The organism is Colwellia piezophila ATCC BAA-637, from assembly GCF_000378625.1.
Lineage (GTDB): Bacteria > Pseudomonadota > Gammaproteobacteria > Enterobacterales > Alteromonadaceae > Colwellia > Colwellia piezophila.
Map to the genome: position 1 here is coordinate 216062 of NZ_KB905168.1, position 20265 is coordinate 236326.

The 20265-nt window shown below is 35.8% G+C and carries 19 protein-coding genes and 1 tRNA gene; 9 read left to right on the forward strand and 11 right to left on the reverse strand.

The window, feature by feature from the left end; translation table 11 throughout:
* Window positions 1–12: 12 nt before the first annotated feature.
* Window positions 13–990 carry an efflux RND transporter periplasmic adaptor subunit gene (locus F580_RS0116010; RefSeq protein ID WP_245560635.1) on the reverse strand — a complete coding sequence of 326 codons (978 nt, stop codon included), beginning with the start codon at window positions 988–990 and terminating at the stop codon, window positions 13–15.
* Between the two features lie 314 nt (window positions 991–1304).
* Between F580_RS0116010 and F580_RS0116015 the strand changes: the two genes are divergently transcribed.
* The 9 genes from F580_RS0116015 to F580_RS0116060 all read left to right on the forward strand — a co-directional run bounded on the left by F580_RS0116015 (window position 1305) and on the right by F580_RS0116060 (window position 7499).
* Window positions 1305–1381 (forward strand) — tRNA-Arg (locus F580_RS0116015).
* A gap of 183 nt (window positions 1382–1564) precedes the next feature.
* The gene (locus F580_RS0116020) at window positions 1565–2809 is read left to right on the forward strand and encodes an integrase domain-containing protein (protein ID WP_019028762.1); all 1245 of its coding nucleotides are present in this window, start codon (window positions 1565–1567) and stop codon (window positions 2807–2809) included.
* Window positions 2806–3735, forward strand: a complete 930-nt coding sequence (locus F580_RS0116025) for a RuvA C-terminal domain-containing protein (protein WP_019028763.1) — start codon at window positions 2806–2808, stop codon at window positions 3733–3735. The genes F580_RS0116020 and F580_RS0116025 overlap by 4 nt, the downstream gene beginning before the upstream one ends.
* A 72-nt stretch (window positions 3736–3807) precedes the next feature.
* Complete coding sequence (locus F580_RS0116030) at window positions 3808–4062, forward strand: helix-turn-helix transcriptional regulator (RefSeq protein WP_019028764.1); 255 nt, start codon at window positions 3808–3810, stop codon at window positions 4060–4062.
* 8 nt (window positions 4063–4070) lie between these two features.
* Window positions 4071–4505, forward strand: a complete 435-nt coding sequence (locus F580_RS24720) for a hypothetical protein (protein WP_019028765.1) — start codon at window positions 4071–4073, stop codon at window positions 4503–4505.
* Between the two features lie 301 nt (window positions 4506–4806).
* The gene (locus F580_RS0116045) at window positions 4807–5382 is read left to right on the forward strand and encodes a YagK/YfjJ domain-containing protein (protein WP_019028767.1); all 576 of its coding nucleotides are present in this window, start codon (window positions 4807–4809) and stop codon (window positions 5380–5382) included.
* 98 nt (window positions 5383–5480) lie between these two features.
* Entirely contained in the window at window positions 5481–6626 is a 1146-nt protein-coding gene (locus F580_RS0116050; protein WP_019028768.1) for a hypothetical protein, read from the forward strand.
* On the forward strand, window positions 6627–7019 hold the full coding sequence (locus F580_RS0116055; RefSeq protein WP_019028769.1) for a DUF4325 domain-containing protein: 393 nt from the start codon (window positions 6627–6629) through the stop codon (window positions 7017–7019). It begins immediately after the preceding gene.
* Window positions 7020–7499: a hypothetical protein gene (locus F580_RS0116060; protein ID WP_019028770.1), complete on the forward strand. Its 480-nt coding sequence runs from the start codon at window positions 7020–7022 to the stop codon at window positions 7497–7499. It begins immediately after the preceding gene.
* Window positions 7500–8319: 820 nt separating this feature from the next.
* Here the strand turns inward: F580_RS0116060 and F580_RS0116070 are convergent.
* The 10 genes from F580_RS0116070 to yidC form a co-directional block, all read right to left on the reverse strand.
* Window positions 8320–8751: a hypothetical protein gene (locus F580_RS0116070; RefSeq protein ID WP_019028772.1), complete on the reverse strand. Its 432-nt coding sequence runs from the start codon at window positions 8749–8751 to the stop codon at window positions 8320–8322.
* 341 nt (window positions 8752–9092) lie between these two features.
* Entirely contained in the window at window positions 9093–9497 is a 405-nt protein-coding gene (locus F580_RS0116075; RefSeq protein ID WP_157443141.1) for a hypothetical protein, read from the reverse strand.
* 290 nt (window positions 9498–9787) lie between these two features.
* Window positions 9788–9979, reverse strand: a complete 192-nt coding sequence (locus tag F580_RS0116080; RefSeq protein WP_019028774.1) for a hypothetical protein — start codon at window positions 9977–9979, stop codon at window positions 9788–9790.
* A 648-nt stretch (window positions 9980–10627) separates the two neighbouring features.
* Window positions 10628–11539, reverse strand: coding sequence for a ParB/RepB/Spo0J family partition protein (locus F580_RS0116085; RefSeq protein ID WP_019028775.1), 912 nt, complete (start codon window positions 11537–11539; stop codon window positions 10628–10630).
* A gap of 14 nt (window positions 11540–11553) precedes the next feature.
* Window positions 11554–12360: a ParA family protein gene (locus F580_RS0116090; protein WP_019028776.1), complete on the reverse strand. Its 807-nt coding sequence runs from the start codon at window positions 12358–12360 to the stop codon at window positions 11554–11556.
* 24 nt (window positions 12361–12384) lie between these two features.
* Window positions 12385–13014, reverse strand: a complete 630-nt coding sequence (gene rsmG, locus F580_RS0116095) for a 16S rRNA (guanine(527)-N(7))-methyltransferase RsmG (protein WP_019028777.1) — start codon at window positions 13012–13014, stop codon at window positions 12385–12387.
* A 73-nt stretch (window positions 13015–13087) separates the two neighbouring features.
* Complete coding sequence (mnmG, locus tag F580_RS0116100; protein WP_019028778.1) at window positions 13088–14977, reverse strand: tRNA uridine-5-carboxymethylaminomethyl(34) synthesis enzyme MnmG; 1890 nt, start codon at window positions 14975–14977, stop codon at window positions 13088–13090.
* 464 nt (window positions 14978–15441) lie between these two features.
* Window positions 15442–15933, reverse strand: coding sequence for a flavodoxin domain-containing protein (locus F580_RS0116105; RefSeq protein ID WP_019028779.1), 492 nt, complete (start codon window positions 15931–15933; stop codon window positions 15442–15444).
* Between the two features lie 828 nt (window positions 15934–16761).
* Window positions 16762–18177, reverse strand: a complete 1416-nt coding sequence (gene mnmE, locus F580_RS0116115) for a tRNA uridine-5-carboxymethylaminomethyl(34) synthesis GTPase MnmE (protein WP_019028781.1) — start codon at window positions 18175–18177, stop codon at window positions 16762–16764.
* A 352-nt stretch (window positions 18178–18529) separates the two neighbouring features.
* Window positions 18530–20173 (reverse strand): membrane protein insertase YidC, encoded by a 1644-nt coding sequence (gene yidC, locus F580_RS0116125; protein WP_019028783.1) that lies wholly within the window; start codon window positions 20171–20173, stop codon window positions 18530–18532.
* Window positions 20174–20265: the final 92 nt, after the last annotated feature.

Consider the following 20265-nt stretch of genomic DNA (forward strand, 5'->3'; position numbering starts at 1 on the left):
GGATACTTGCCTTTATTGACCGTTATCTAGTGGTTTATTTTTACTTAACGCTAGATGTTGCCAACCGCGAATAACCACCTTTAAGGGGAGGGAGGGTTGCTGAGCAGATAAATATATATAATCATTGGTGAGTTTTTTGATAACAAGCGCTTGTTGTATAAAACTATCAAGCTTTGTCGAGTTAACATCCTGTACCATAATTAAGGCTAGACCTTGCCTATCAATACTATTAAGTGCAGCTATGGGTACACGATAGGCTAGGGTATCAGTAATAATATCCGTCGATACCTGTGCTAATTGACCAACAACAACTTGATCAATTGCTAAATCTGATAATAAAACTTCAATGGTAAATAAGTGACTTTGTTGATCAGCAATCGCGGGGATTTTACTCAGGCTACCTTCAACTAAACCAAATTGAGTCAAATTAATGCTAAGTTTTTGCTGTAATTTAACGAGGTTAACTTCTTCAGCAGTTAACGCTACTCGAACTACTAGATTATTGTCTATTGCCGCTATTTTTAATGCACTTTGATTCGGGCTTTGCAGCTCTCCTAACTCAGTAAACCTTGTTAATACCACACCATCAAAAGGGGCGAATAATTGTGATTTAGATAAATTATATTCTGCCACTTTATGACTAGCACGCGTTGTTGCAACTAACGTTTTAGCTTCATCTAATGCTTGTTGAGAACTTAAGTTTTTACTGAGCAGAGTATTAACCCGCTTAATATCTCTTTTAGCCTGTAATAATCGAGCATAACTAGCATTTTTTTCTGCAACAAGCTCTGCACTATCAAGCTCTGCGAGTAACTGGCCTTTAGTGAAGCTTTCCCCTTCATCTATATTAAGTGCTTCGAGGTAACCACTACTTTTGAAAGATAGCTTTAACGTTCGCTTGAAGGCTAATTTACCAGTACGGTTTATTGTTTGAACAATAGGCTCTGCGTTAATGGTTACGGTTTCAAATTGTTGTGCTGAAAGTGGCATAACAATCAATGTACAAGCAATAAGTAAACTTGAAAAAAAAGTTTGTGGAAGTATTAATGAGAGTAATCCGAAGAAACATGCTTTCATTGTGAAAATATAACCAAAGATTTGATAGGGTATTCATAACTTTAGGAAGTTTTTTCACTAAAGTACATAAATAAAAAAAATAGGGTCAATATTCGGTTAAAAGAACCTATAAACCTAGCTAAAATGAGATATTTTGTTAACTACACTAGACAATTATATTGATAAATTATAGTATTTGCCGCGCATTCCTTGAAGCTATGTTTTTCTTAATATATCTCCTCAATAAACCACCCGTAGCTCAGCTGGATAGAGCGCGCCCCTCCGGAGGGCGAGGTCACAGGTTCGACTCCTGTCGGGTGGACCATTTACAGCATTAATAATAAACATTAATGCTCTAAATTCCACGAAAACCCTATAAAAACCTTGCTTTTAGCTATCAACAACGATTAATAGCGATTTATTAAAACCAATCTTTATAGTAACATTCATAGTAACACTGGCGAGTCCAGCTCCTAATTTACCCTATATTTTAAATACTGGTGTTACTATGGCTAAGATAATATCCCCTCTAACAAGCACAGAAGTTAAGCACGCTAAACCAAAAGTAAAAGAGTACAACTTATCTGACGGTAACGGTTTGATGCTTAGAATTAAGCCCAGTGGCTCTAAAATATGGCTATTCAATTACTATCGACCGTTCACCAAAAAACGAGCTAATTTAGGTTTTGGCCAATATCCCGATGTTACTTTAGCTAAAGCCAGAGAAAAACGAGCCGAAGCCAGAACCTTACTTGCTGATGATATAGACCCCAAAGATCATAAAAACCAGCACGCACAAGCTGAAAAAGAGCGGTTAACCAATACACTACAAACCCTATATATAACGTGGTTCAATGTAAAAAAAAGCGAAATAAAAGAAAATACAGCAAACGAAATTAAACGTATGCTCGATTTACACGTTATGCCAAAACTTGGCGGTATCGCTATTTCAAAGTTAACCGCTCCTATGGTTATTGATATTATTAAGCCTATTTCAGAAAAAGGTAAATTAGAAACTGTTAAAAGAATCTGTCAGCGACTTAATAACATTATGATCTTTGCGTTAAATACTGGCGTTATTAATAACAATCCCTTATCAGGTATAAACCACGCTTTTGAAGCGCCCAAAGTAAGAAATATGCCCACGTTAAAACCTGATGAACTACCTAAGTTTATGGAGGATTTAAAATACGCCAACATTAAGCTCACCACACTTTTATTAATCGAATGGCAGCTACATACCATAACAAGGGCAGGTGAGGCCGCAGGCGCAAAATGGGCTGAAATAGATTTTACTGAAAACGTTTGGGTTATTCCTGCCGAACGAATGAAGATGAAACGCGAACATGTTATACCGTTAACTGATAAAACATTAGACATATTAGCGCGTATGAAACCGTTAAGTGGGCATAAAGACTATATATTCCCTTCATACAACAACCCACTAACGCACATCAACCCTAGCACAGTGAATATGGCTATTAAGCGCATGGGTTATAAAGATAAGTTAGTCGGGCATGGTTTACGTTCTCTCGCCAGCACTACACTAAATGAACAAGGTTTTGATGCTGATGTTATCGAAGCCGCTTTAGCCCATGCTGATAAAAACGAAGTGAGGCGAATATATAACCGCGCTGATTATTTAGAGCGTAGACGAAAGTTAATGTATTGGTGGTCTGAGCATATTGAACAAGCTCAAATAGGGAAAACAACTCAAAAAAATAATATTATAAATTTAAAGGTTCAAGGATGAGTAATGTAAATGATAGAACACATGATGAAGATTTAGAGTGGGCGGAAAGTGAAAACCTAATTGAGGAATCAACAGTTCTCGAGTTGATAAGTAAAACCGGTATAGAACCTAATTTTTTCAATACTATGGATTGGATAAATAATTTTTACGAAAGAACTCAAGATCCAACAACAGAATTACTTTCTGAAACACTGGCTAATTTATCATATATTATCTCTGAATACAGAGGTAAAGATTTTACTACTGATATAGATAGTGTAGGTCTAGAGCAAATAGATAGACTTGAAAAACTTTACAAAAAAATAGCAGGGAGAATACCTGAACTTTTACCCTATAAGGAACATTTTAGGTTCAACAACCCTTTAGAGCTTTTTTTAAATGATATTAGTTGCGGTAGTTACCCCCCTCCAGAAATATTAATGATGTTAGCAAAATGCTTTAACCTATATTTTATTGCGGAGGGAAAATTATCTTTAGAAGAAGTGTTTTTTGGTCAGGTCGTGAAAAGATCCGGTAATTACTCAATGCGTAAAGTTAGTAGTACTAATTTTAAGGAATTTCATTACCACGTAATAAGAGAAAAGCAATGTGTCGTTAATACTAATATAAAATTTAATCTTGAAGAATTTACATTGTCATATTTGAAGAGTTGTGAAGAATCTGAAACAGACTGCCCAATAATTAATGTGACTGAAGATAATATAGAAAGTTTTATAGTTGCTTATTATAGGTGGAAAAAAAACTTTAATAAGCAAACATCTTTAATTGATAAAGCAGAAATAAAGGTCGATTCCATCAATGCCTTGCTTAGCCTTGGTTACCCTAAGCCATTGGTAGAACAAGTAATTTTAAAGGTTTTCAATAACAAGCTTACAGCAGAAGAAACCATCAAAAAAGCTCTCTTAGTTTTAATGAATAACAAATAAGTGGTTTATTTGTTTTAGTCGTAAAAAATCACATACCACATAATAGACATAATCAACCACAGAGGAACTGATATGACTATTAACACACCTTACAAACTGATCCGCCGCCCTGAAGTACTAGCATTAACAGCTAGATCAAAATCCGCATTACAACTTGACGAAAAAGCAGGTCTATTCTGTCCATCTATCTCGATCGGTGATCGTGCCGTTGCTTACATCAAATATGAAGTAGAAGCTGTTATTCAAGCTCGTATTGAAGAACAATATCCAGAACAAATCAAACAGCTTGTATCTGAGCTAATCCAACAACGCAAGAAAGCAGCATAGGGGGCAACATGGATAATTTATTATTTACCGCCCCTGATGGCGCTTTACCTGAGTTAAGCAGTACTGCTTATGAATTTTTATCAATTCTAAACGACCGCAATAAACACGCTAGAGATCATTTGTGTAATGAACTTGGTGGAGGTTTTCGTGCTTACCTACAGCAGCTAACAGGTGAGTATTATCAGCACTGGCTTATCCATACAGAACAAGGTGAGTTTAACGGTAAAAAGCAAACATTCTATTGGTTAGATGATCGTCACTTTTCTTGCGACTGGGAGCAAGACAAAGACGCAAGAACCATTGCCAGAAAACAATATAAAGACCGATCATATTATGGTACTAAAAACGCTGTAAAACGCCTTGAACAAGCGAAACAAGAAAAAGCCGAAGCTGACAAGGAATATGAACAGCGAATAGAAAGTAAAAAGCCCACTCAGGATTAACAAAGTAGGCTTTCGTTTAAACTGGCTAGTGGATGAAGTTTTGCGGCTAAACCACTAGCCAACAACCAGAGTATAACCAAGTTAACAGCTTTTAAAAAGTTAGCAGTTACAAACCTGTTACGAACCACCCTATATACATTGATTGTTATTAACCGCTATTTATAGGTTTCTTACCCCTATATTTTTAGTTACTTCAATAAAACAATTATATCCACTGGGTTTAAACAGGTAAGTAATAACTAACTTTGAACTAGGTAATTAATAATATCCTTTAGCGTTATCTTAGTTATTAAACTATCTAATGGCATACATAACCAAAGACATAGCAATAACTGTAAACGGTCAAACTTGGCGAGTAAACTCAAAAGGAAGCGGCTTAATTTCACACGCTATAAAATCAATGATTAACCAAGTTGATACCATGTTAAGCCACCACAGCAAAATACACATAATACGTTTTGACCTGAGAGTTTATGAATACACCGAAAATAACGGGTTAATAACGGCCTTTAATCGCAGATTACATAAATGGCTCAAACGTAAATACAATTTAAAGCGTATTGGCTTTGTTTGGTGTAGAGAGCTAGAAACAGCCAAACAACAACACTACCACTATGCGTTAATGATCGATGGTCACAAAGTTAATTATCCTCATGAAATAACAAACAAGGTTAAAGAGCTATGGCGACAATTAGACGGCTCTGAATTCTTTCCTGACAACTGCTATTACAATGTTAAAAGAGATGATTACGAGACGATACAGGCGGCTATTTGGCGTATATCCTACTTAGCTAAAGCACGTGGTAAAGGATACAAGCCAGAGCAAACGAAAAACTATGGAACAAGCAGAATAAAATACAGTTCTAGATTAATATAAATATAAAACAAGTTATTACAGATTATAATCTAAATATTTATGGTATTATTTAGTAAAGTTACCGCCTGTTTTTCGGACTATATAAACAAGGAAGTCAATTGAAGAAATTATCATTAAAGCAAAGGCGTAGTGATATTTTACGTTGTTTACGAGATAGGAAGAAGCATCTTAAGAATAATAATTCAAGTAAATATGATGATAAAAATAAAAGTAGTGAGTGGAAAGAAATTAATCGGTGGATTGATTCCTTAATAATAAAAAAAACAATAAAAATTGAGAAGTTGAAAAGAAGAAATTTTATACTTTTTCTACCTGAGTCTTTAAATTTTTGTGATGATTATGAAGAAACAGCTTTATACTTTCAAGTTATTAGAAAGTTAGGGCACGGTAATAAATTAAGTAATAAAGCCTACAAACTAAAATCTGTTAATTTTGACAGTTTGAAAAAAATATCAACGTCCGCATCTTTAGTATTAACTGCTGAAATTTCAAAATGGGAAGATATATTAAATGCTGATTTAGTGCCAAACATTGAGAATTGGCAACCTGAAATAATTGAGCAATTTTTGGAAGTTGGTTTCTTTGATTTATTTAATAACCAGCCTGAACTTCCCAAAGTAAGTAATACATCAGATTTAGCATTAGTTAAATATATTAAAGGGCAATGCGGAGACGCAAAAAAATCAAGGGTTTTAAGAAAAGCATTACAGCAATTAATTGGTGACGATATAAATAAGTGGACATTTTTACGAAGTGGCCTAGATGAAGCAATTACAAATGTATCTCATCACGCATACCCTGAACATAAGTACAAAAACAATGCTGAGAAAAACTGGTATCTAACTGGTTCATTAAACAAAAGTACTAAAGAATTGAAAATTGTTTTTTATGATCAAGGTATTGGTATTCCTAATACTCTTAAAGCCTCAGAGTTATGGGAAAAAATATATAAATCTTTAAGTTTTATTCCACAAGCTCAAAGAAAGCTTGATTCGATTTTAATCAAAGCAGCTGTTGAAGTCGAACGTACAAGTACTGGTGAAGAAGATAGAGGTAAAGGCTTACAAGATTTATTAGAATTTATTAAGCACCGTAGTGACGGATACTTGTCTATAATTAGTCAACGAGGCCTTTATAAATATTCAATTATTAATGGCAAAGTTAAAAACAAATCTGAATCATTTAAAGCTCCTATTCTTGGAACTTTATTAATTTGGAGTGTAACCCTCGAAGGGGAAATATAAATGAATATAGATTTCGATATTGGTGAACAATTTTCCAAAGATCCTACAGGTCGTTTTTATAACGAATACAAAGGGACTAAAATGAAAAACAATTTAAGTAGCGGCGAGGCATTTCGAGAAGAGAAATTACGTGGCCTATTAAATAATCTAAATGCCAACCAAAAAATCAACTTTATATTAGATAATGACGTAGAAGCTTATGGTTCTTCATTTTTAGTTGAAGGATTTGCAGGTATAGTTAAGTATGGCTATATGGAAGCGGACTCAATGTTAGGTAAAATTAAATTTACATATACTGATCAAGATTTTGAATTTTATGAAAATAAAATCAAACAATATATAAAGGAAGCCAAATTTAATTGTAAAGAATATGAATCAACCAAGGATGAATAAATGGATTTACTCAAAGCATTCTTTCTAGTTGTTATAGCATCGTTTTCAGCCTTCGTATTTAATTACTTTCATTGGAAATTACAAGAAAAAAGCAAATCTATATTTTCAACGGCCTCCGCTTTAAAAGAGTACTTGGAGTTATTAGAGGAAAAGTCGATTCTATACTGGGCTAATGATTATAAAGCCGATTGTAGCCCTACTTTAAAACAAGAAAAAAAGATTCTAGAAATTGAAATTACATCTTCACTTAAGGTTGTAAGAACGTTAACGAGAGAGCTTAACTCGATCATACAAGACAAAGTTTATAAATCAGAAATCGTCAAACTAAGTAACTTTTCATCTAATATTTATGACTTAGTAACTGGTGACGAATTTGAAGAAGAAGTAATACCTTCAGATTTCAAAAGATGCTCAAAAATATCTATACAAACCAATGGAATAAAAGTAATTGTTTTAAAAGTTATGAACGGAAATAGATAAAACGTTTCTCTTATGCCTAAAAGCCATCATTACGGCAGAACACAAAAAAAGGCTTACACTAGTGAATATCACCTTGTTAACGCCAATGTGTTTAAAATTATACTTACAAAGCCATTAGGTAATTACTCTCTTACCTCTGAACACCTTAATGATGAACATTCAAAAATATAATTATCTGAAAATAAAGATGGCGTTCGTTATATAACATTCACCATAAACGATAAGCCCCATGATATTGCCCTGAAGCTCGATAGCAGCAGCGCAAGCAATAAACTTTACATAACTGCCCATACTGCCAAAAACAACGCCAAAGCCTCTACGCGATCAATAATGCCTATGTGACGTCAATGTATCGGCTTACATTACGCAAGCCAAAGTAAACGACCACAAGACAGGTTAATGAGGCGCATTAGAAAGCTAAGAAAATAATTATGGGGTTTTGATTGGCCTGATATTAATAATATGTTTGAAAACATTTATTACTGGCCTAAGCCTAAGTGGCTGCGCTGGAAAACATTTGAACAGAAGCGGAACAATATTATCCTACTAGAAAAGAAGTATTGGCCTACGGCTATTACTCAAATGAAAACAACTTTTGGTGATAGTGTTATTTAAACTATCCAAATATGAGTTACCTGAATTTACATATACGGTCTTTCCCGCAGTCAACCACTCACCCTGAAATTAGATAGTTTAATGTTATCCCTATTCATAACTCAAACAATGTAACTTCAATCACAATCCCTTACTTAAAGATATAAATGACTTGGCATGGCTGCGGATGTTTTATGCCACCTTCCGCTGGGCGATTGTAAGTCCTTTATTTTAAACTCAATATATTTTCAAGTAAGCACTTAAACCCCTTTAATCCATCATTCATAGGGACTCTGTACTTAGCTCCTACCCGCTGTGTTGTCGCATTGTTTTGTGGAAATTTTTTATAATTAGAACTTAGACTCATACGCCCTAGCTTGCTTTTTCTAAGGCTACCTATCTTCACCTTGTTTGGATCAATAACAGAATCTAATTGTTCACAAAAGTCAGGGTGAATAGTGACATTTATAGTAGCTTCTGAAGTATTAGCATAACGACCAATATATATGAATTGTTTGTATCCTATTAATCCCACATCAATTTCAATTTCTTTTTTAGTATTACCTGACTCTTTTATCATTAACTCATTAATGACAGATTTCAATTTCGATTCAAACGGTAATGTTAATGTTGAATCCTGATTCCATAAATCGTTCATACAGTGCTTTCCTTTTATTTTTTAAATTATCAATTTCTCAATAACTTAGCACCTAAGTATTTACAAAGTAAGGCCTCTACAGCCCTCCGCCAGTTCCCGCCAGATAATCAAAAAAAACGCATACTAGACAATTAGTTACAAGAGCCATTCCTTAGGACCTCTACAACTTATTTTTATTTGATACCCAAATGATCATTTAAAAGGCGAAAACTCATTATTTAAACATATGGAATAGTTAGCTCCCCATGACTTAAATCGCAGAGATAGCTCAAAGGAAAGTTTGAAAGTAGATACTGGTATATTCTTGTTAGCTAAATAAAAATGAGCCTATAACTATCAAGTCAATTATGGCCTGTCATTGTTCCAAGATCATTTTGAATTAACCATTTATGACTATGAAGCGATTTTAACGGGGGGAGTTCATCAAGCTTTTCTAGCTCATAAATTTTCTGTTGCTGTTCAAATTCAATTATAGCCTTATCAACCGGACAAGTTGAATACGACTTACATTCCTGACAACTTTCGATTACTAAGGACCATTCTATAGGCCCTACGGATTTTTTATACTCTAACCATAGCAATCGTCTGTCATCCATACTCAAGCTATCTAAAAACACTAAAACTGAATTGCCATAATATTCTTTAAATTCTTGTTTATACGAACTGGCATCAATAATTAAATTAGCGTATTCATTGTGATCAATTTTGAAATGGCGGTAGTAAATCCCTTTCATTGTCTGACTCATAATAAATGGAGTCCCACAAATGCCGCGAGATTGCTTCGAAATGCTAGTAGAGCTTAATAGGTTTTGAATCATCGATTACTTACATTCAATATTGTTGGGCAATTAAGTATGAGTATAAGGTTTTACTGAGGATATTTTTATATCACAAAATAATTTATTCTTATACCTGTTGAGTAAACCAACTCGAAAGTAACACTCAAGGTAACACTGAACTCAATAAACCTAATAAAACCCTAAAACTAAAGGCCCACAGAACACAACTCGACTCCTGTCGGACCATAATCAACAGACTAAAGCATCCCTAAGACACTCTTTTGGTAATAATTATCATTATTTTCCACATGGATTATCGCTTGCTGAACAGAACCAAAATAATAGCAGAGTAACTTTTTACGTTTGTTGCTAATAGTGAGGGGCAGGTCGAGTTGTTGAACAACATCAAGCCAAGTTTTAACTAAGGTTAATGGCGGAAGTTCTTGCATAATTTCATCCTTGAAAGTAATAATTAATAGTACTTTACGTTAAATAGCTGTTGATTCAAAGGTTATGATACCAAGTACATTCATTAATTGACCACGTAGCGAAAATTAAAAAACTGAGAGGTAATGCATTGATTGAAGAGAATGGTAGTCCGGATAATAATCAGGATAATTTGCTCCTGCATTATCTAATAAGGTACTTCCTGTACCGTCTGTACTCTATAAGAACACCATGCATGTAGCGTCCTTATCGAAATCAATAACGACGCATGTAACCTGTGCATTTATTAGGTACTCGCTCTTAGGGAGTTTATTCGCGGATCAATTCATTAGTGTAATTGCTATTACGACCCCTTATTAATTTCTTATCACCTTTGATATAAAACACACTCACAGAGACGGCAAGGCAAACGAATTATATTAAAATGGAGGTAGAGTCACGCTATTCATATGAATATACTTAAACTTTCTGGTAGGGCGCTTAAGTAGCCCATTATAGGTAATGGCTAGCTACGTCCTCATTGTGATACTCGATCATCACCATAAATCATTCGCTTGACGTTTCATTTGAATCCATGGAATAACCCACAAGGTAAAATACAAAAAACCAGCATGTCGCTGGCTTTTATATAGAGTTATTAACAATAACGCTTAGTTAATTTTGGCTAATATCTCTTCAAGTTTGGCTAAGTTGTCGTATGAGATAACAAGCTTACCTTTACCATTTTTATTGTGGTTTATCACAACTTGAGCACCAATTTTATCTGCTAAGCTTTGTTCCAACGCAATTGTCTCAATAGCTTTTGCTACTTTTTCTTTTACTGCGACCGGATTTTGAATCTTTTTAATTAAAGCTTCTGTATCTCTTACCGTTAATTCTTTAGTGGCTACCGTTTGCGCCGCTGTCGTTTGTACATCACCTTCTAATGCCAATAAAGCACGGGCATGACCCATTTCAATATCACCATTTTCTAAAAAAGTTTTAACTTCTTCGTTTAAATTATTTAAACGTAATAGGTTACTCACGGTTGTACGTGATTTACCAATAGCGGTGGCAACTTCCTGATGGGTTAAATCAAATTCAGTTAATAAGCGATGTAAGGCGATAGCTTCTTCCATGGCATTAAGATCTTCACGCTGGATATTCTCAATAAGCGCGATAGCCACCGCTGATTCATCCGGTACGTTTTTAATTAAGCAGGGAATGACATCAAGCTGTGCTAATTTAGCTGCGCGCCAACGGCGTTCACCAGCAATTATTTCATATTGGCCATCAGCAACTAAACGAACAACTATCGGTTGAATAATACCTTGAGATTTAATTGATAATGATAACTCTTCAAGACCTGTATCTGACATTTCACGACGTGGTTGGTATTTACCCGGTACTAATTTAGTAATAGCCAATTTTTGTAATTCATTATCTGTGTTTTGCACACTATCGCTTGCTTCAGTGGTATTAGCTGCGATTGCTTCTGCAGGTGCGGCTGAGATTTGTGGCGATAATAAAGCATCAAGTCCGCGACCTAAGCGACTAACGCCTTTACGTTTTGCTGTACTCATAATTTTCCTTTGCGCTAATTTGCGACACTGGCGGTAGCTTTCTGGGCTTTTTTAGCGGCATCATTTTTACGTAACACTTCACCCGCTAGCGCTAAATAGGCTTTAGCACCTGTTGATGATTTATCATAATACATGGCTGGCGTACCAAAACTCGGCGCTTCAGCTAAACGAACATTTCGAGGGATAACACTACGATAAACTTTATCACCAAAATGGCGTTTTAATTGCTCAGATACATCATTTGCTAAACGATTACGAGGATCATACATAGTACGAAGTATGCCTTCAATATGTAATTTATCATTCACCACAGAAGTTAGCTTAGTAATAGTATCCATTAGTGCAGTTAAGCCCTCTAATGCATAGTATTCACATTGCATTGGCACTAAAACAGAGTCGGCTGCCGTCATAGCGTTAACGGTAAGCATATTCAATGATGGTGGACAATCTATGATAATAAAATCATAGTAGTCTTTCACTGGCGCTAAGGCATTTTTTAAACGTTGTTCTCGGGCAAAAACGCCCATCAATTTGATTTCTGCGGCAGTAACATCGGCATTGGCTGAAATTAAATGATAAAGACCTGAGGTTTCTTTAATGACAACCTGCTCAACACTCTGCTCTTCAACCAGTAATTCATAACAAGTAGCATGAACATTGTATTTATCAACACCACTGGCCATGGTGGCATTACCTTGCGGATCTAAATCAATTAATAAAACTTTGCGTTTTGTCGCCGCCAATGAGGCAGCCAAATTAACCGCGGTTGTAGTTTTACCCACACCACCTTTTTGGTTTGCAATTGCTATTATTTTTCCCACAAGCGCCTCTATTTTTATTTGTTGCTAGTGCAATTTCTTCAATACCAGTACATGGCGTTCACCAACCAAGTCAGGTACGATAATCTTATGACTGTCTACTAAAGTAATATTTTCAGGTAGTTGGTTAATTTCATCCTGAGGATACTGCCCTTTTAAAGCAAAAAATCGTCCTTGCTCAGTGGTTATTAAATGCTGACACCAGCTTACCATATCATTAAGGGAAGAGAAGGCACGACTAAGTACACCATCAAAAGCTTGTTCACCTTGATAGTCTTCAACTCTTGCCTTCACCGGTGTGACATTAGTGAGTTTTAGTTGAAAAACGGCTTGTCTAAGGAAAGTAATACGCTTACCTAAACTATCTAATAAGACGAAATTTCTTTCTGGATACAATATGGCTAATGGAATGCCTGGTAAACCAGGACCTGTACCAACATCGATAAAGTTTTCACCTATAAGTACTTCGCCGACCATTAAGCTATCCATAATGTGTTTAACTAACATTTCACTAGGATCACGAACAGCAGTGAGGTTATAGGCTTTATTCCATTTATTGAGTAACTCAACGTATTGAATAAGTAAATCGATTTGTTCTTGAGAGACGACTAGCTGCGTTTTACTGATCAGTGTCGTTAATTGCTGTGTTAAATTCATTTTATTTTTGACGAGCCTTACTGCTTAACCTTAAATTAAAAGTTAGTTAGCGGCTCGTACCTACCTATTGCTGCTACGCTAATTTGCGTAAAAGACCGTGTTTTTTTAAGTAGACTAATAATAACGAAATTGCTGCCGGAGTAATACCAGAAATTCGAGAAGCTTTACCAATAGTTTCAGGACGAGCGTCTTTTAGCTTGGCGACAACTTCATTAGACAAGCCTGAAATTTGTTGGTAATCAAAGTCTGTTGGGATCAAAGTACCTTCATTACGTTTTTTCTTGGCAATTTCGTCAAGCTGTCTGTCTATGTAGCCCGCATATTTAGTTTGAATCTCAATTTGTTGTGAAGCTTCTTTATCTTCTATTGCCGGACCTAAGCCTTCAATTTTCATTAGATCGGTATAGTTAACTTCCGGGCGACGAATTAAGTCTTCTAAATTAGCTTCTTTACTCATGGGTGATTTCAGTAAGGCATTAATTTGATCTATCTGTGTATGATCCTTTTGCACCCAAGTAGATCGTAAACGTTGACGTTCAAGTTCAATATTTTCCATCTTCTCATTAAATCGTTTCCAGCGGGCGTCATCAACTAAACCGACTTTACGACCTAGTTCTGTTAAGCGAATATCTGCGTTATCTTCACGGAGTAATAAACGGTATTCAGCGCGAGAAGTAAACATACGATAAGGTTCTTTAGTCCCTAATGTGGCTAAATCATCAATTAATACCCCCACGTAAGCTTGATCTCTACCAAGAATGAACTCATCACGCTCTTTCACTTTATTCGCTGCGTTAGTACCTGCTATGAGTCCTTGAGCCGCCGCTTCTTCATAACCGGTAGTACCATTAATTTGTCCGGCAAAATATAAGTTCTCCACAAATTTACTTTCTAAACTTTGTTTTAAATCTCGAGGATCAAAGTAATCATATTCAATGGCATAACCAGGGCGAGTAATAAAAGCGTTTTCAAAACCTTTGATTGAGCGTACTAAATTAATCTGTACATCAAAAGGTAAGCTGGTTGAAATACCATTAGGGTATACTTCATGCGTCGTTAAACCTTCAGGCTCAACAAATATTTGGTGAGAATTTTTATCTGCAAAACGGGTAATTTTGTCTTCAATTGATGGACAGTATCTTGGGCCTACACCGTCAATTACGCCCGTATACATAGGTGATCTATCTAAACCATCTCGTATATGCTGGTGGGTTTGTTCGTTAGTATGCGTGATATAACATGATATTTGCTCTGGATGATCATCGCGTGATCCCATAAAAGAAAACACCGGTCTAGGTGTATCACCTGCTTGTTCTTCCATCACAGAAAAATCTAACGATCTTGCATCAAGTCTTGGCGGTGTCCCTGTTTTTAAGCGACCCATTCTAAAGGGCATATCGCGCATTTTTGCAGCTAAATTTACACTGGCAGGATCACCGGCTCGACCACCTTGATAATTATTTAAACCAATGTGAATAAGTCCTGAAAGGAAAGTCCCGACGGTAAGCACTACCGTTTTAGCTTTAAACTTAAGCCCCATTTGGGTTGATACACCGACTACGCGATCGTTTTCAAGGATCAAGTCATCACAAGGCTGCTGAAAAATAGTCAAGTTTTCTTGGTTTTCCAATACGTTACGAACGTAATTACGATATAAAACACGATCAGCTTGAGCACGAGTAGCTCTTACCGCTGGCCCTTTACTCGAATTCAACGTTCTAAATTGAATGGCACTATGATCAATGGCTGTAGCCATCAAACCACCCAAGGCATCAATTTCTTTAACCAAATGTCCTTTGCCAATACCACCGATAGCAGGATTACAAGACATTTGGCCGAGGGTGTCAATGTTATGAGTTAACAACAATGTTTTGCAGCCCATACGTGCTGCTGCAAGTGCGGCTTCTGTTCCTGCATGACCACCACCAACAACAATTACGTCAAAAGACTCTTGATACCACATAAATTTACAATCCTGCTTGGTTAAAATTAGTTACGTTTTTATTAAAAAGTGTGCTGCAAAATTTGCAACACTCCAAAATTAGGAAACGTATTTTACCGCTTTTTTCTCTCCAAGGATACGATCAAATTCGTAAAAAAGATCGGAGTAGATCCTTAGTATATAAAAAGAGATCTTTATAAAGATCTTATTATTATTACTTATTAGGATCGTTATTTTCTGTGGATAAGTAACTTTTTATTATATTTATTAAACACTAACAGTAATGATAACCTTGTGATCAAGCTTTGATCAACCAGTAAATAAGCTTTGATCAAAAGCACGACTTATCCACAGGCCTTTTAAAATGTAATTTAATCAACTGGATAATAATAGATAAATAACCGGTTATTAACTGTTTTATCCACAAGTACAATAATTGATGGCATTAACTGTTGATAACTTATGGGTAACTGATCCCACTAGATCTAAAGTAGATCTTTATTTGTACTAATCCACTGCTGTGCAAGCTCTTCTGGATCAATATCTTCTGACATATCAAAGGTCTTAAGGGGGGTTATTTCAGTACAACCCTTTGAAATTAATAGTTTTGTTATGTCTTTGGCCGCTTTGCAATAAGTATCATAATTAGAATCACCGATCCCGATGGTTAAAAAACTAACAGTGGATAGATCTTGTTCACAATAACTAAGATCACTAACAAATTGCTGGATGTTGTCAGGGTAGTCACCGGCGCCATGTGTTGAGGTACAAACGATCCAAATAGGATTATCGGTGCAATTACTGTTGTTTTTTTGTTCTTTTTCGCTCGAGAAAGTGTTGCTGATGATGCTTTTAAGATCCGGTTTTAGGTGAATATCAACATGATGATCTAGCTCATTTAGGGTTTCTTCACAGGCCTCTGCAACATATTCTGTGCCACCAAGCATACTGCCAACAATGATTTGAATTGAGCTCATATAGGGTCTCTTTTTGATTAAATGAGGTTATTTATAAGGATATAATCGGTGTGTTATTGTATTACTTAAGCTAAGTACTGATAAGTAATTACTTTAATTACCTACTAACTTTTGTTGATATTTTAAACAATATTATTGGTATTTTAAACAATGGTATTGACAATTATTATTAATAAAAGGTCTTTATTATGAATAATACCCTCAATAATTTTACTTACTTTTAGCTCTTTTTACGGCTCAGCATCACTCGCAGAGTTATGTAATGAATAATTAGCGCAAGAGGTTGCCCAATGTTGTATTGCTAATTAATGAGGGAACACAGATCTTTTTAAGTCAGGCGAGGCTGAAAAGGTGAGGGATGTTATAGCAGAGCTTATGGGTAGTGAAAATAGCAATGAATCTATTTTGATTGCTATTAGTATGCAGTACGTTAATGATTTTGGTAATGGGTTTTCGCATAAGTAACCACATATCTGGATAAGCAAAGTTACTCAAAAAGCTATTTTAGGCGATATCAGCGTTGGTATTCCTACCAATAACCAGTTATTGGGTACGTAATACCGCCTTGTTTTCACCAAAACTATCAATATTGAGACGAATAAATAAACTTATAGCATAGGTATTTATGTTATGTGATTGATAATAAATAAGTACTTAAAAAAATTAACATTCATTATCCAGAGTTGAGGTTAAGTATGTCAAAAAATACTGTTAACCACTTGATGAAATGCTTATTGATAAGTAGAAGTAACCATCATTAGTGATTTTTATCTGATAGCAGCCTAACTTTTAGTTAGGCTGTTTTTTTGTTTTGGCTAATGATTAAAGCTATTTACCAATACAAAAAGAGCTGAATATCTTGCCCAACAGATCATCACTGGTGAACTCGCCGGTAATTTGATCTAACTCTTGCTGACAAATGCGTAATTCTTCTGCCAATATTTCTCCAGCGACATATGCTTCAAGTTGCTCTAAGCCAATTAATAAATGCTGATGGGTATTCTCTAGTGCGACTAAATGACGTCTTCTTGCCATAAAGCCACCTTCGGTACTACCTTGGTAACCCATAATGGTTTTTAAGTGCTCTTTAAGGCTGTTAACGCCTTCGCCGGTTTTAGCTGATAAGGTAATGATAGCGTGCTGTGTGCCATCGGTATCGGTAAACTCACTAAAACCGGTTTTAGCATTATTCACATCGGCTTTATTTCTGATCAGTGTTAAGCCTATATTTTCAGGTAGTTCGGCAAAAAATTCAGGGTAGTAATCTTTAATATCTTGCTCATCATCCAAGACACTGTGATCTACACTGGCATCAACCATTAACAATACCCGATCCGCTTTTTTTATTTCTTGCCAAGCACGCTCAATGCCTATTTTTTCAACAACATCATCACTATCTCGTAATCCAGCGGTATCAATAATATGTAATGGCATGCCATCGATATGAATTTGTTCGGCTAGTACATCACGTGTGGTACCGGCAATTTCGGTAACAATGGCGGTTTGTTTTCCACTTAAGGAATTTAATAGGCTAGATTTTCCGGCATTGGGGCGACCAGCAATAACTACGCGCATACCTTCACGAATAATACTGCCTTGTTGGGCCTGTTTACGAACATCTTCTACCTTACGGATAATAGCTTTTAAGTCATTGACTATTTTTTTATCGGCAAGAAAATCAATTTCTTCTTCAGGAAAGTCTATCGCCGCTTCCACATACATACGTAAATGAATAATACTTTCGACCATTTCATTGATTAATTTTGAGAAGTCACCTTGTAAAGAGTGCAGGGCAGAGCGAGCCGCTTGCTCGGAACTAGAGTTAATTAAATCAGCAATGGCTTCTGCTTGGGTTAAATCGAGTTTATCATTCAAAAAAGCTTGTTCGCTAAATTCACCGGGTTTAGCCATTATTACTTTCGGTAGCGCAAGAATTGTCTTCAGCAGCATATCTAAAATTACCGGGCCGCCATGGCCTTGAAACTCAATAATATCTTCGCCAGTAAATGAGTTAGGTCCTTTAAAAAATAGTGCAATGCCTTGATCTAATACCTGATTTTTTTCTGGTAATGTATTATCTACAAAAGGCAGGTATTCCGCTTTTCTTACTTCAGGTATTTTACCTAAAATTGCTTGAGCAACATTTTTTGCTTCAGGGCCTGATACTCTAATAATACCGACGCCACCACGTCCTGGTGCGGTTGCTTGGGCGGCGATTGTCGTTGTGTGAGAAATTGATGTCATGGCTAGGTAATTAATTTGAACGGTTGAATACGGGTATTTTACTGTATTTCAAAATTAATACCAATTCCAATAAGTTTATTCCCACTCAGCGTCCTTATCAAAATCAATAATGCAGCATGTAAGCTTTTACCTTTTATGAGGTACTCGCCCTTTGGCAGCTTTCCAGCGATTCGAGTACTGCACAGAATATCTTTCATATAGAGTGACTATATGCAGAAAAATTATATTTGTTCTCAAACCACTCGCCAGCTCTGAGTGGCAACTAACTTAATGCCGACAATAAAAAAGGCGATTACTGTTAAACAGTAATCGCCTTTTTATTTATTATTTTATCAGTAATTAGATACCGATATTAAGCTGCTTTTTCTGCTTTTTTCTTGGCAATACCAGCAAATATAATTTTCATTTGCGCAATTGAAATCAAGTTACTGACTAACCAATAAAGTACTAAACCTGATGGGAACCAAGCCATAAAGATTGAGAATACTACCGGCATATATTGCATAATCTTCTGTTGCATTGGATCTTGAATAGTCATTGGCTGCATTTTCTGCATTACAAACATACTCACGCCCATTAGTACTGGTAAGACAAAGAACGGGTCCATTGCTGATAAATCTTGTATCCAGAAGAAGAATGGCGCATGACGTAGTTCAACACTTTCTAAGAATACCCAGTAAAGTGCTAAGAAAATTGGCATTTGCAGTAATAGTGGTAAACAACCACCCGCTGGATTTACTTTTTCTTTACGATACATTTCCATAGTGGCTTGTGACATCTTTTGTCTGTCATCGCCAAAGCGCTCTTTAAGTTGCGCCATTTTTGGAGCAAGGTCACGCATTTTAGCCATTGAGGTGTATTGCGCTTTCGTTAATGGATACATACCACCTTTAACAATCAAGGTGATGATAATAATAGCCACACCCCAGTTAGTAACAAAGCTTTGTATCGTTAGTAGTAACCAGAATAATGGTTGACTGATCATCCATAAGAAACCGTAGTCTATGGTTAAGTCTAAGTTAGGCGCTATTTTTTCTAATACTTTTTGATCTTTAGGACCGACATAAAATATTGCAGAAGTTGAACCTTGCTGACCGGCATCAATAATAACGGCTGGAGACCTAAATCCAATTGAGGCTTCATGGTTTTTACTATACCTAGTATATAAATCATTAGTTTGGTCTGCAACTGGTACCCAAGCTGAAACAAAATAATGTTCAAGCATGGCAATCCAACCACCCACCGTTGGTTTTTCTAAGTTAGCGTCTTGAATGTCATCAAAGTCATATTTTTCGTAACGATCTTCAGTTGTTGAATAAGCAGCACCACGATAGGTTGGTAACATACCGCCGCCAGTATCGACCACGGTTGACTGTTTAAGTTGACCATACATTTGTACCGATACGCTATTTGCTGTGTTGTTATCTATTATGTATTCAACGTCAACGCTGTAGCTGTTTTTCTTAAAAGTAAAACGCTTGGTAACAGTCATACCAGTAACATCGTTAAAAACTAAATCAATGATTAAGCTATCATTGGTTAATTCATAATTGCTTTGTGCACTGGTATATATAGGACGGCCTTTTCCTTTACTTAAATACAGACGGTCAATGCCGTTAGCCCCTGTTAAACCACTTTCAGCAATATATTTTTGATTACCGTTTTGCATGATGGTAAATGGAATACCATTGCCTTGCTCAGTATCGTAATTAAGTAATTTAACTTCTACAATGTCACCACCTTGACTATTAATTTTTAAAGCGAATGTATCTGTAGTCACGCTTATTAATTTAGCAGAAGTATCATTTGATTTTACAGAACTTATTTGTGCAGCTGATGATTCAGGCACGAAGTCTGTATTGGCAGGTTCACCAGACTGATTTTGGCTAATACTTGTTTGCTGAATAATAGGAGCATTTTGCTCTTGCCATTGACTAAACAGTAAGTAAGTAACTACCATAAGCGCAATAAAAAGTAGACTGCGTTGGGATTCCATAAAATTTACTTCTCTTCTTTTGTGTTGGCAGAAAAATTAATTTCTGCATAAATTAAATACGATAAGTGCGTGGCATTTTAATATACGTTAGC